This is a genomic window from Nocardia sp. NBC_01009 (assembly GCF_045208035.1).
GTDB lineage: Bacteria > Actinomycetota > Actinomycetes > Mycobacteriales > Mycobacteriaceae > Nocardia.
The window spans coordinates 39,330-54,196 of the sequence record NZ_CP108695.1; the positions used below are offsets into that span (position 1 = coordinate 39,330).

1 protein-coding gene (only partly in view) is annotated in these 14,867 nt (G+C 69.0%); it reads right to left on the reverse strand.

From position 1 onward, the window contains the following. Positions 1–14,867: the 3' portion of a non-ribosomal peptide synthase/polyketide synthase gene (locus OHA42_RS00155; protein ID WP_406233501.1), read on the reverse strand. The gene runs 10,390 nt beyond the window's last position; the window shows 14,867 of its 25,257 coding nt (coding positions 10,391–25,257); its start codon lies off the right edge, out of view; its stop codon occupies positions 1–3.

Sequence of the window (14,867 nt, forward strand, 5' to 3'; positions counted from 1 at the left end):
TCACGCACGGTCCACATCGGCCAAGACCATGGTCAGCACATGGCCGATACGGGCAAGGGCGGACCCGGAAGTCATGCGCCAGTGCGAGGACTGGACGGCATGGTTGTGCACGGTGCCGTCGATGGCGTCCGACCAGCTCGCGGCGCCGGTGGCGCCGGTCGGGTCATCGAGTGCCGCGGTGAAATAGACGAGATTGCCCTTGTAAGGGCGCGGGCGGTAACGGGTGATGAGCTGCAGTGAGCGGGTGCCCGCGTCCAGTACCCGGCCGAGTCGCTCGGCGCCGAAGGAGGCGAACGGTTCCGGCAACTCGGCGATGCGCTGTGCGAGCTGGGTGCGGTCGAGTTCGGGGTCCGCGTCGTCGGCCTGTTCGCCGAGCAGGCCACCGAGCAGATCTGCCAGCGGCACCGTCGCCGACTCGTCCACCGCGATGTTCAGCGAGCTGTCCATCATGGCGAGCAAGGCGACATGCTGGCCCTGATCCTGCAGGTGGATCGCCACCGCGTGCGCGAGCACACCGCCGAGCGACCAGCCGAGCAGGTGGTAAGGGCCTTCCGGTTGGACGGCCCGGATTTCTCGTGCGTAGCGCAGCGCCCAGTCCTCGATCGAATCCGGCAGGGCAGCATCCGAACTCAGCACCGGCGACTGGATGCCGTAGATGCCGCGCTCGGGATCGATATACGCGGCGAGCCCCGCGAAAGACCATGCGACGCCACCGACCGGATGCAGGCAGAACAGCGGCTCGCGGGCACCGTCCGGCCGCAGCGGCAGCAGCACGTCGAACGCCGCGTGTGCCTCGACTCGGCCGCGGCCGGACCGATGCGCGGCCAGCTGCGCGACCACACCCGCCGGTGTCGGGGCGGCGAAGAGCCAGACCATCGGGATCTCTTCGACGATCGCGGCACTGAGCTGGGCGGCGAGCCTGGTGGCGAGCAGCGAATTGCCGCCGTGTTCGAAGAAGTTGTCATCGAGCCCGATTCGCCCGGCATCGAGCACCTCGGCGAAGACCGCGCAGACGGTCTGCTCCAGTTCGGTGGTCGGCGCCCGGAATTCGCGGGTACTCGTCTCCGGTCGCGGCAGAGCCGCGCGGTCGACCTTGCCGTTCGCGTTCAGCGGCAAGGCGTCCAGCTGCCGCAGCATCGCCGGGACCATGTAGCTGGGCAGCACATTGGTCAGCGCCGAGCGCAGCGCGTCCTGCTCGAGCTGCTCGGTCGCGGTGAAATACCCGATCAGCATCGCGTTCGCGCCGCCGGTGTGCTCGGCGACGACGACAGCCTCGGACACCGTGCGTTGCGAGCGCAGCGCATGTTCGATCTCGGCGAGCTCGATGCGGTAGCCGCGGACCTTCACCTGGAAGTCGCGGCGTTCGACGTACTCGAGGTTGCCGTCCGCGCCCCAGCGCACGATGTCGCCGGTGCGGTACAGGCGCGTCCCCGGTGTGCCGAACGGGTTGGCAACGAACCGTTCCGCGGTCAGCTCCGGCCGGCCGTGATACCCCCTGGCCAGCTGCGCCCCGCCAAGGTACAGCTCGCCGGTGACACCGGCTGGAACCGGATGCATCCGGTCGTCGAGGACGTAGACCTGATTGCCCGACTCCGGGGTGCCGATCGGCGCCACCGTGTGCCTGGTGCCGGCACCGGCCGGGAATCGAGTGACCGAGACCGCCGCTTCGGTGGGGCCGTACAGGTTGTCGATCCGGGCACTGGTGAGCGCACCGACGCGATCGACGGTCGCGGTCGGCAATGCCTCGCCGATGACGAGCAGCCTGCGCAGGGCGCGCGGCAGGGGGCGGACGCCGGACACCTCGGCCACCATGGCGAGCAGCGAAGGCACCAGCGTCACCGTGGTCACCGATGCGCGTCGAATCAGATCCACCAGCGCGGCCGGATCACGCTGGACACCCTGCGGCGCGAGTACTACCCGGGCTCCGGTGCGCAGGGCCCACCAGAATTCCCACACCGAGAGATCGAACGCCGCCGAGGTCATCAGCAAGCTCGCGTCGTCGGTGTCCAGGCGGTACTCCGACTGCATCCAGTCCAGTTGGTGTGCGACGGCCGCGTGCGGCACCGCAACACCCTTGGGGGTGCCGGTCGAGCCGGAGGTGAAGATGACATAGGCGGTGTTCGACGGCGTGAGTGCCGCCAACCGCTCCTCGGCGCGCACCGGGCCCGCATCCGCCACCGCGTCGGCGATCGAGATATCCAGCACCACATCGTGTTGCGCCACCGCTTCCGGCAACATCGGCGCTCCGGTGGCGGTCAGCACCAACGCGGGGTTGGCGGCGGCCAGCACGCTCACGGTGCGTTCCAGCGGATGCGCGGGGTCGAGCGGCACGTATGCGCCGCCCGCGGCCACCACCGCATACATCGCGACCATCAGGTCGACGCTGCGCGGGATGGCGAGAGCCACCAACGCTTCCGGGCCGATACCGCGTCCGATGAGGGCGCGCGCCAGCCGGTGCACCCGAGCGCCGAACTCCGCGTAGGTCAGGGAGGTCTCGTCGTCGACGACAGCCACTGCGTCCGGTGTCCGTGCCACCTGCGTGTCGAACGCGGTGACCAGAGTGGCCGGTGCGAATGCCCGGTCGGCCCGGTTCCAGGCCACGATCATGCGCTCGTGTTCGGCGGTGTCGAGCAGCGCAAGATCACCGACCGGCACGTGCGGCGCGGCGCACACCGCGGTCAGCAGCCGTTGCAGGCGTCCGACGAAGCCCGCGACCGTGGACTCGTCGAACAGCGCCGTCGCGTAGGTGATCGAGGCGGACATGCCCGCTGGATCGCCGTCCGTGTCGTATCGATCGGTCACCACCAGGTGCAGGTCGAATTGTGAGACCTCGTAGTCGAAATCGGCCGCGGTGGCGGTCGATCCGTCCAGTGCGAAGTCCGCCTCGGTCTGGTTGTGGAAGGAGAAGCCGACTTGGAACAGCGGATGCCGCGCGGTCGAGCGCTCCGGATTCAGCACCTCGACCAGACGCTCGAACGGCACGTCCGCGTGGGAGAAGGCCGCCACATCCCCGGTGCGAACCTGGTCGAGCAGCTCGGTGAATCCCGCGGCCGTATCCACCCGGGTGCGCAGCACCAAGGTGTTCACGAACATGCCGACCACATCGTCGAGCGCGGCCTCGCCGCGGCCCGCGATCGGGGTGCCCAGCGCGATGTCCTGCGTTCCCGCCAGGCGTGCGAGCAGGACCGCGAACGCGGCGTGCACCACCATGAACAGCGTCGCGCCGGACGCGCGGCCCAGCTCCGTCAGGCGGGTGTGCGCCTGCGCGTCGATCGCGAAATCCACATGCCTGCCGCGGGTGGAGGCGATGGCCGGGCGCGGCCGGTCGGTCGGCAGGGCAAGCTGGGCGGGCAGTTCGGCGAGTGTTTCGGTCCAGAACCGGAGTTGCCGGGAGACCAGCGAGTCGGGATCGTCCTCGGACCCGAGCAGACGTCGTTGCCACACGCTGTAATCCGCGTACTGCACCGGAAGCGGCGCCCACGCGGGAACGTTGCCCTGCTTGCGCGCGGCGTAGGCGATCATGACGTCGCGGGCCAGCGGCACCAGTGACGAACCGTCGGCGGCAATGTGATGCACAACCACGACGAGCACGTGCTCGTCGGCCGTTGCCGCCTCGGCAGCGACGGGAACGAACAGTCGGGCCCGCACCGGCACCGATTCTGTGACGTCGAAGCCGTCGCCGATGAAATCGGTTACTGCGGCGACGAGGTCGTCGAGGGAAATCCGGATCGGTGCGAGCGTGGGCACGCCCGCCTGCTCGATCGGCAGCACCACCTGCACCGGGCCGGAATCGCGCTGCGGGTAGACGGTACGCAGCACCTCGTGGCGTGTCACCACATCGGTGATCGCCGCGTTCAAGGCGGTGACATCGAGATCGCCGGTCAGCCGCACCGCCAACGGAATGTTGTAGGCGGTGGATTGGCGGTCCAGGCGGTTGAGGAACCACATGCGCTGCTGCGCGAGCGACAGCGGGACCGGATCCGTTCCGGTGCGCCTGGTCAGTGCCGGACGTGCCGGTGCTGCGGCCGGATCGGTGGCGGCAAGGGCGGCGGCCATGGCGTGCACCGTCGGGTGCTCGAAGACCATCCTGACCCCGACCATCAGATCCAGGCGGTTGCCTAGCCGAGCGGCCAGTTGCGTGGCGATCAGCGAATTCCCGCCGAGCGCGAAGAAGTCGTCGTCGGCACCGACCGCATGCGCCCGGTCGAGGCCGAGCACATCCGCGATGGTCTCGGCGACTGCGTGCTCGAAGGCGGTCTCCGGTGCGCGGTAGGCGGCGGTGCTCGCCTGCACGGTCCGGAAATCGGGTTCCGGCAATGCTTTTCGATCGAGCTTGCCGGTGGGGGTCAGCGGTATGTGGTCGAGCACCATGATGGCGGCGGGCACCATGTAGGCCGTCAGTGCGCGTCCGGCGAAGGCGGCGAGAACCGCGGTGTCGATCGTGGCGTGCGCGGCGGCGACCACGTAGGCGACCAGCGACACGTTTCCCGCGTGGTCGGTGTGGCCGATGGTCACCGCGTATTCGACGGTGTCGTGCGCGGCGAGCACAGTGTCGATCTCACCGAGCTCGATGCGCAAGCCGCGCACCTTGACCTGGTGATCGGCGCGTCCCACGTAGTGGATCGCACCCCCGGTGGTCCAGCGGACCAGATCGCCGGTTCGGTACAACCGTCCGCCCGCGGGGCCGTAGGGGTCGGCGATGAAGCGGTCTGCCGACAGTGCGGGCCGCGCATGGTAGCCACGGGCGAGGCCGGGTCCGCGCAGGTACAGCTCACCGGTGACCCCGACCGGGACCGGTTGCAGTCCGGTGTCGAGCACCACCGCCGACATACCGTGAATCGGCGTGCCGATGTCGAACGGATCGCCGGGACGGATCCGTTCGCTGATATTGGTGATGACCGTGGTTTCGGTCGGGCCGTAGGTGTTGAAGAAGGCACGCGTGGTTCCCCAGCGCTGCACCACATCCGGGCTGTAGGACTCGCCGCCGACGGTCAGATGCGTGAGCTCGGGCAGCTGCGCCGCGTCGAGGGTTTGCAACACGGCCGGCGTGATGAACGCATGGGTCACGCGTTGGTCGCGGATGAGCGCGGTCAGTTCGGCGCCACCGTAGACACCGGACGGTGCGACCACCATCGCCGCGCCGGCGGGCAGCGCGAGCAGCAGTTCGAGCATCGAGGCGTCGAAGCTCGGCGAGGTGACGTGCAGTGTCCTGGATGCCGAGGTAATCGCGTACCGATCACGCTGGGCACGTGCGATTCCGGCGAGGCCCGCGTGCGTGGCCAGCACACCCTTGGGGACGCCGGTCGAGCCGGAGGTGTAGATCATCCACGCGGGGTTGTCGATCCGCACCGGGCGGACCAGTTCGTCCGCACCGATCGGCCCGGCGCTCGTGTGCCGCATCCGCGCCGCGACAGCGGGCGCGTCCAGCATCAGCCATTCGGCGCCGCCGGGCAGCCCCGGCCGGCTCGCGGTGGTCGTCAGTCCGACCGCCGCACCGGAATCCGACAGCATGTGCGCGATCCGATCGGCCGGGTAGGTCGGATCGACCGGAACGAAGGCGGCGCCGGTCTTGGCCACTGCCCAGACCGCGAGCACCGACTCGGCCGACCGCGCAATGGCCACCGCGACGAAGTCTTCTGCGCCGATGCCGTGACCGATGAGCATTCTGGCCAGCCGCGACGACTGCTCGTCCAAGGCTCCATAGGTCAGCTCCCTGTCGGTCGCGATCAGTGCGGTGGCATCGGGATTCATGGCGACGGCCGCGGCCATCAGCTCGGCGAGGGTCTGCGCCCGCACCGGGTCGGCGCCCCGCCTGCCGAGCAGTTCGGCGCGTTCGGCAGGAGCGAGCAGGTCGGCCGCACCGATCGCGGTATCGGGATTCGCGGTGAGCGCGCCGAGGAGGCGGCCGAATCGGCGCAGCAGCGTGGCGGCGGTGTCCGCCTCGAACAGGTCCGTGGCGTAGTTCAGCTCGACCGCGAGGTGACCGTCGGCATCCGGCTCGGCGGCGACGGTGAACTGCAGATCGAATCGCGCCACCGACTCGTCGAATTCGACCGGCGTCAGGTCGAGGCCGGGCACCGAGAGGGTGCCGGTCCCGGTGTCGGCGTAGCTGAGCGCGACGGTGAAAAGCGGATGGCGCGCCTGCGAGCGCTCGACGCCGAGTTCGTCGACGACTCGCTCGAACGGAACCGTCGCATGGGCGAAGGCCGCGAGATCGACCGTCCGCGTCTGCGTGAGCAGTTCGGTGAACGACAGATTGTGGTCCGGGCGGGTGCGCAGCACCAGGGTGTTGACGAACATGCCGACCAGATCGTCGAGTGCGGCCGCACCGCGCCCGGCAACCGGCGTGCCGATGGCGATATCGGTGGATCCGGACAGTCGAGCGAGCAGCACCGCGAGGGCGGCGTGCACGACCATGAATGAGGTCGCATTGTGTTGTCTCGCAAGCTCGTGCACGCGAGCGCCGATACCGCCACCGATCCGTGCGCGAATGTTCGCGCCACGCTTGGCGGCGACGGCAGGCCGCGGCCGGTCGGTGGGCAGCGCGAGCTCTTCGGCCAATTCGCGCAGGGTTTCACGCCAGTACGCGAGCTGCGGTGCGGCCACCGAATCCAGCGACTGCGTCTGCCACAGCGCGTAGTCGGCGTACTGCGCGGCGAGTTCGGGCCAGGTCGGCGCGGTGTCGAGCAGTCGGGACAGATAGGCCGACACCAAGTCCCGCAGCAGGGGATTCAACGAATAGCCGTCTGCGGCAATGTGGTGCAGCACGGCGACGAGCACGTGACCGGATTCGTGCTCGCGCAGCAGCACCGCGCGCACCGGCACCTCGGTGCTGACATCGAAGCCCGTACTGATGAATTCGGCGATGCGCTCCTCGACCGACCGCAGCTCGCCGGTGTCGATGACCAGCCGTACCGGTGCCGGCTCGGCGGGCAGGATCACCTGGTGGCCGGTGCCGGTGGCATCCACCGGATACATCGTGCGCAGCACCTCGTGCCGCGCGACCACATCGGCGAACGCGGCACACAGGGCGACTTCGTCGAGTTCGCCGTGGATGCGTACGGCGACCGGAATGTTGTGCACGGCCGACGCCGGGTCAAGGCGGTTGAGGAACCACATGCCACGCTGGACCGGCGCGAGGGGAACGAGCTCGGGGCGCGGTCCGGCGATCAGCGGCACTACCTGTTCGGCCGCATCCGCTTCGGCGGCGAGCCTGGCGGCCAGCGCCCGCACGGTCGGCGTCTCGAACAGCAGCCGCACCGGAACCCGCCGACCGAGCCGCTCGCCGAGCCGAGCGAGCACTCGGGTGGCGATCAGCGAATTGCCACCGAGGTCGAAGAAGCTGTCGTCGGCACCGACGGGCGAGGACCCGAGCACCGCCTCGAACGCCGCGGCGACCAGACGCTCGGCCGGGGTGACCGGCGCGCGATAGGCGGTCCGGTCGAACACCGGTTCCGGCAGGGCGTTTCGATCGAGTTTGCCCGAAGCATTGAGCGGGAAGGCATCCAGCACCACGACCGCCGAGGGCACCATGTAGGACGGCAACGCGTCGGACGCGGCGCGCAATACTCGGCTCTCGACATCGTCGGCTCCGATTCCACCGAGCGCGATCACGTACACGACCAGGTGATCGCCGACGACCCCGGCGGCGGCCTGGCCGACACCCGGCACAGCGGCCGCGACGGATTCGATCTCGCCCAGTTCGATGCGCTGCCCGCGGAACTTCACCTGGAAGTCGGTGCGGCCCAAGTACACCAATTCGGCGGTGGTCGCGCCGGTTTCCCAGCGAACCAGATCGCCGGTGCGGTACATGCGCTCGCCGGGCACGCCGAAGGGGTTGGCGACGAAGCGGTCCGAGGTCAGCTCGGGCCTGCCGTGGTAGCCGCGGGCGAGTTGGGCACCCGCCAGATAGAGCTCTCCCGCGACACCGGGCAGCGTCGGGCGCAGGCGCGAATCCAGCACGTAGACCCGGCTGTTCCATTCCGGATTGCCGATCGGCATGACGGTGCGATCGATTTCGCCGGTGACGTCGCGGTGGGTGATGCTCACCGCCGCCTCGGTGGGGCCGTACAGATTGTGCAGCCGGGCCCTGCTGACCGCGCCGAAGGCACGGACGGTTTCGGCGGGCAATGCCTCACCGATGACGAACACCGTGCGCAGCTTCGCGAGCGCGGCGGCGTCGGTGTGCCCCGCGAAAACGCTCAGCATCGACGGAACGAAATCGGTGACGGTGACGCCGTGCTCGGCAATGACTTCGGTCAGATAACCCGGATCGCGGTGGCCCTCCGGGGTGGCCAGGACCAGGGTCGCCCCGATCCGTAGCGGCAGGAAGTACCCCCACAGCGAGACATCGAAGGTGGTCGCCGTCTTCTGCAGGTACACATCCTGCGCGGTCAGCTCGTACTCCGACTGCATCCACGTCATCTGGTTGACGATCGCGGCATGCGAGACGCTGACGCCCTTGGGCTTACCGGTCGACCCGGAGGTGAAGAGAACATAAGCGGGGTGTTGCGAGTGGAGGGCGGCGGTCCGCTCGTCGGCCGCGATCGGGTCGTCGGCGTAGCCGTTCAGGTCGACCGAGTCGACACAGATCGTCGAACCGCAGTAGCCGAAGTCGGCTCGATCGGCTTCGGTGGTGAGCAGCGCGGCAGGCTGTGCGGTATCGAGAATGTGCGCAATGCGTCGGCTCGGATGATCCGGATCGATCGGGACGTAGGCGCCACCAGCCTCCAGCACCGCATACATCGCGACAACCAGGTCGATCGAGCGCCGAATAGCCAGCGCCACCAGCGATTCCGGGCCGACTCCCCCGGCGATCAAGCACCGGGCGAGCTGGTTGGTCCGACGGTCCAATTCGCCGTAGGTGATAGTCGCACCGGTGCTGCCGTCCTCGGCCGCGAATACCAGCGCCGTGGCGTCCGGGGTGGCTGCGGCCTGCGCCTCGAACTCGTCGAGCAGCAGTTCCGCGATGAACGCGGTGTGCGACGAGTCGTTCCACCGATGCACCACCCGGTCCCATTCGCCGGACTCGAACAGGTCGATATCGCCGACCACCTGTTCGGGGTCGGCGACCACCGCCGCCAGCAGGCGGGTGAATCTGGCGCCGAAGGCGACGATGGTCGACTCGTCGAAAAGATCTGTCGCATAAGTGAATCGGAGTGCATCGTCGGCGACGGTCAATTGTAGGTCGAATCGGGTCGTCGCGTACTCGACGTCGTGCTCGGCGAGGGTCACCCCGGCCAGCTCGACCGCGACCGGCGCGAGGTTCTGGAAGAACAACGCGATCTGGAACAAGGGATGGCGCGCTTCGGAGCGAGGCGGATCGAGCACCTCGACCAGTCGCTCGAACGGCACCTCGGCGTGCGCGAAGGCATCCAGGTCGCCCTCGCGCACCCGCCGCAGCACGGCGGCGAAGCTGTCCGAACCGGGCACCGCGGCGCGCAGCACCAGGGTATTGACGAACATGCCGACCAGATCGTCGAGCGCGGCCTCACCGCGGCCCGCGATCGGTGCACCGATGGCGATGTCTTCCCCGCCCGACAACCTGGCGAGCAGCGTGGCGAGCGCGGCATGCACCACCATGAACGGGCTGGCATCGTATCGCCGTGCGATGGCGGCGATCCCGTCTCGAAGCGCCGCGTCGAGAGCGAGGGTGGCGGTCGCCGCGGCATGGGTGGCGATCGCCGGACGCGGCCGGTCGGCAGGTAGATCGAGCTGTGCGGGCAGCCCACGCAGGGTCTGCTGCCAGTACCGCAATTGTGCCGCGGCCAGCGATTCCGGGTCGTCCTCGGCCCCGAGCAGCTCGCGCTGCCAGAGCGCGTAATCGGCGTACTGCACGTCGAGTTCGGTCCAGGCCGGCGCGCCGCCGGTGGCGCGCGCCGCATAGGCGGTGGCGATATCGCGAGCCAGCGGGCCCATCGAAAAGCCGTCGGCCGCGATGTGATGCACCACGAGCGCGAGCAGGTGTTCGCGCTCGGACAGTCGGGCCAGGCCGACGCGCAGCGGCACCGCGGCGGTGACGTCGAACGGTGCTGCCACCAGATCCATCAGCGCGGCAGCCACATTCGCCGGATCGAGCGCCACGATCGGCGGTATGTGCGTGCGGTCCAGGATCCGCTGGAACCCGGTGCCGTCGATATCCGGGTAGACGGTGCGCAGCGTTTCGTGCCTGCCGACCACGTCGGCGAGCGCGGCGGCCAGTGCGCCGGTGTCGAGGTCACCGGTCAGCCGGATGGCGACCGGGATGTTGTTGACCGTCTCGTCCGGGTCGAAACGGTTGAGGAACCACATGCGCTGCTGCGCGAGTGACAGCGGCACCAGCTCGGGCCGTAGCCGCGCAGCGAGCTTCGGACGGCGGCTGGTACCTGCCAGCCGGGCCGCCCAGGCAGCGAGCCCCGCCACGGTCGGTGTCTCGAACAGCAGCCGGACCGGGATGTCCGCGTCCACCGCGACGCCGAGCCGCGCGGCCACCTGGGTGGCGATCAGCGAGTTGCCGCCGAGTGCGAAGAAATCGTCTTCCGCGCCGAGCTTTTCGATGCCGAGCAGCTCGCCGATGATGCCTGCGACCGTGTGCTCGGCATCGGTCTCCGGTGCGCGATAGGCCGTCGTCCGAAACTCCGGCGCGGGCAGCGCCGCGCGGTCGAGTTTGCCGGAAGCGTTGAGCGGGAGGGTATCCAGCACGACGAACGCCGACGGCACCATGTAGGCGGGCAGCACGGCGTTCAGCTCGCCTCGCACGCCGTCGGTGTCGACTGCCGCCTGCGCCGCGATCAGATACGCGACCAGCTGGTCGCCGAGCCGGTCGTCGGTACGCAGCACTACGACGGCTTGTCCGATGGCAGCCATGGCGGTGAGCGCGGCCTCGATCTCGCCGAGCTCGATGCGCAGGCCACGCAGTTTCACCTGGAAGTCGGTGCGGCCCAGGTATTCCAATTCGCCTGCTGCGGTCCACTGCACCAGGTCACCGGTGCGGTACATCCGCTCGCCCGCGCCGAACGGACTGGCCACGAACCGATCCGCGGTCAGCTCCGCGCGGGCCACATACCCCTGTGCCAGTTGCCTGCCCGCCAGGTAAAGCTCGCCCACGACACCGGCGGGCACCGGGCGCAGCCGCGAATCCAGCACGTACACCCGGGTGTTGGACACCGGTCGCCCGATCGGCACCGACACCACGTCGGCGTCGGTGACCTCGTGGTAGGTCACATCGACGGCGGCTTCGGTCGGACCGTAGAGATTGTGCAGGCGGGCTCCGGTCAGTGCACGCAACCGTTGTGCCGTCGCCGCGGGCAACGCTTCCCCGGAAGCGAACACCTGGCGCAGCGAAACACATTGCGCGGCAAGTTCATCGGTGACGAATACCGCAAGCATCGAGGGCACGAAATGCACGACGGTGACCCGCTCGGCAGACATGAGGCGGGCCAGATAGACCGGGTCGCGATGCCCCTCCGGGCGCGCGACGATCAACCGGGCGCCGACCTGCAACGGCCAGAAGAACTCCCACACCGACACATCGAAGGTCGCCGGCGTCTTCTGCAAGACGACATCGTCGTCGGAGAGCCGGTATTCGGCCTGCATCCAGCGCAGCCGGTTGACGATCGCCGCGTGCGATACCGTGACGCCCTTCGGCCGACCGGTCGATCCCGACGTGAAGATCACATAGGCGGGATGGCCAGGGGCCACTACCCCCACCCGATCCGCGTCGGTCAGCGGTTCCGCCGAATAGGCGGCCAGGTCGAGACGGTCGATCCTGATCTGCCGCGCTCCCCCGATTTCCAGATCGCCCCCTGCGGTCAGCACACAGACGGGTCGCGCGGTCGCGAGCACGTATTCGGTGCGCTCGACCGGGTGATCCGGGTCGAGCGGAACGTAGGCACCACCCGCGACCGTCACCGCGTACATGCCGATGACCAGGTCGATCGAACGCCGCATCCCCAGCGCCACCAGCGAATCCGGGCCGACTCCCTGGGCGACGAGGAACCGCGCCAATCGGTGCACGCTCGCCGCGAAGTCGAAGTAGGACAGACTCGTGCCCGCCTGGGTCACCGCGGGCGCGAACGGTGTCCGCGCTACCTGAGCCTCGAACAGCGACACCAGCGTCGCCGTCGGGTCGAACTCGGCGGTCGTCGCGTTCCAGGATTCCAGAATGCGCACCCGCTCGCCGTCATCCAGCAGTTCGATGTCACCGACCCGCACCGTCGAATCCCGCACTACGGTCTCCAGCACCCGCACGAAACGTGCCGCGAACGACCGGACCGTCGATTCGTCGAACAGGTCCGTCGCATAACGCAGTTCCGCACGCAGTGCGGTGCCGCCTGCCGCGGCGACCTCCGTCAGCGCCAGCGACAACTCGAACTGCGCGATCGGATTGTCCAACTCGAACGCCGAGACCTCCAGCCCGGGCAGCCGCAGCATCGTGTCGTCGCGATGCTCGAAGGTGAGCAGCGTTTGGATGATCGGCGAATGCGCCTGCGAGCGGACCGGATTCAGCTCCTCGACCAGACGCTCGAAGGGCAGATCGGCATTCGCGAAGGCACGGACATCGGTGTCGCGCACCTGTGCGAGCAGCGCGCCGAACGATGCGCCGGGAGACACCGCGGTGCGCAGCACCAGGGTGTTGACGAACATGCCGACCAGATCGTCGAGGGCTTCCTCGGCTCGGCCCGCGATCGGCGTGCCGATCGCGACATCATCGGTGGCTGCCAGCCGCGCGAGCACGGTGGCGAAGGCGGCGTGCACAACCATGAAGGTCGACACCCCGTGCCTGCGTGCGAGATCGGCGATCGCCGCGGTCATCTCGGCGGCGACCTCGAAGCCGACCGCAGCGCCGCGACCGGAGGCGACCGGTGGCCGTGGCTGGTCGGTCGGCAGCTCGAGAACCGGTGCGAGCCCGTCGAGTTCGGTGCGCCAGTGCGCGATCTGGCGCGCCAGCACCGATTCCGGATCGGTGGCCGAGCCCAATGCTTCGTGCTGCCACAGGGTGAAATCCGCGTACTGAACCGGTAGCGGACGCCATTGCGGTTGCGCGCCCGCCGTGCGTGCGACGTAGGCGGCCATCAGGTCCCGGGCCAGCGGGCCGGTGGAGACGCCGTCCGCGGCGATGTGGTGCACAACGACGACCAGCACGTGATCGTGCGGCCCGACCCCCAACAGCGTGGCCCGCACCGGCAGGCTGGTGCGCAGATCGAATCCGAGCCCGACGGCCGCGACGACCGCGCTCGGCAGCTCGGCGGCGGTGACATCCACCTGGCGCAGCCGCAGACCGACCTCCGCCATGGGCGTGACCACCTGCGCAGGTCCTGCGCCGTCGTCCGGGAAGACCGTCCGCAGCGACTCGTGCCTGCCGATGACATCGAGCAGGGCGGCGCGCAGGGCGGCGAGGTCCAGTGCGCCCGCGAGCCGGATGGTGATCGGGATGTTGTAGACCGCCGATTCCGGATCGAGCCGGTTGAGCAACCACATTCGGTTCTGCGCCTGCGACAGCGGGATTCGTGCCGGGCGCGTCGCAGCAACGAGCGGCGGCAGCGTCCGTTGCGGCGTCCGGGTCACCTGCAGGGCCAGTTCTGCAACCGTCGGCGACTCGAATACCGCACGCACGTTCAGATCACAGCCCAGCGCGGCATTCGCGCGAGCGACGAGGCGCATGGCGAGCAGGGAATTGCCGCCGCGCGCGAAGAAATCGTCGTCGGCGCCGATCGGCGCGTCATCGGCGACCCCGAGCAGGTCACCGACCAGCGCGGCAAGTACCGATTCGCACCCCTCGCGTGGCGCACGGAATACCGTGGCCGGACCGGTGAACTCGACGACCGGCAGTGCCGCGCGGTCGAGCTTTCCCACCGTGGTCAGCGGCATCTCGTCCAGCACAACCAGGTGGGCGGGAACCATATAGCCGGGCAGCCGGTCGCGCACTGCGGCGTGCACCGTGGCTGCCGACAGCCCGGTGCCGGACACATAGCCCACCAGGCATTCGGTGCCCGCGGTGTCGGATGCCAACAGCACCGCGGCGTTCGTGACATCTGCGGCCGCCAGCAACGCCGATTCGATCTCGCCGAGCTCGATTCGCTGGCCGCGCACCTTCACCTGGAAATCGTTGCGGCCCAAGTAGACCAGATCACCGTTCCGGTTCCAGCGCACCAGGTCGCCGGTGCGGTACATGCGAGCCCCCGGCACGCCGAACGGGTCGGCCAGAAACCGCTCTGCGGTGAGTCCGGTGCGGCCTTCGTAGCCGCGCGCCAACTGATCGCCCGCCAAATACAGCTCGCCTGTGACACCCGTCGGCACCGGACGTAGCCGGGCGTCGAGCACGTAGGCGCGGGTGTTCCAGTTCGGTCGGCCGATGGCCAGATCGGGACCGCGGTCGGCGTCGGTGAATTCGTGGTAGATCGTCGAGATCGCGGCCTCGGTCGGCCCGTAGGCGTTGTGCACGACACCGCCGACGTGCGCACGCAGCGCGCTGAGCAGCTCTGACGGCAATGCCTCACCGCCGCAGTGCAAATGACGGAACGAGCGCAGTGCGTCGCCGTGGCCTTCGGCGATCAGCGCGGCAAGCACCGAGGGCACGTGCTCGGCGATCGTGACGGCGTGTTCGCGCATCAGTCCGGCCAGATAGTCCAGGTCGAGGTGACCGTCGGGACGTGGAATCACCAGTGGCGCACCGACGGCGGCGGGCAGGAAGCATTCCCACACCGAAACATCGAAGGTCAGCGGCGCCCGCTGCATGATCCGATCGGCGGCGGTGACCTCGTATCGGCTTTCCAGCCAGCGCAATTGGTTCATGATGGCGCGATGGCTGGTGGTCACACCCTTGGGCAAACCGGTCGAGCCCGACGTGAACAGCACATAGGCGGCGTTGTCCGGTCGCAGCGGTGCGA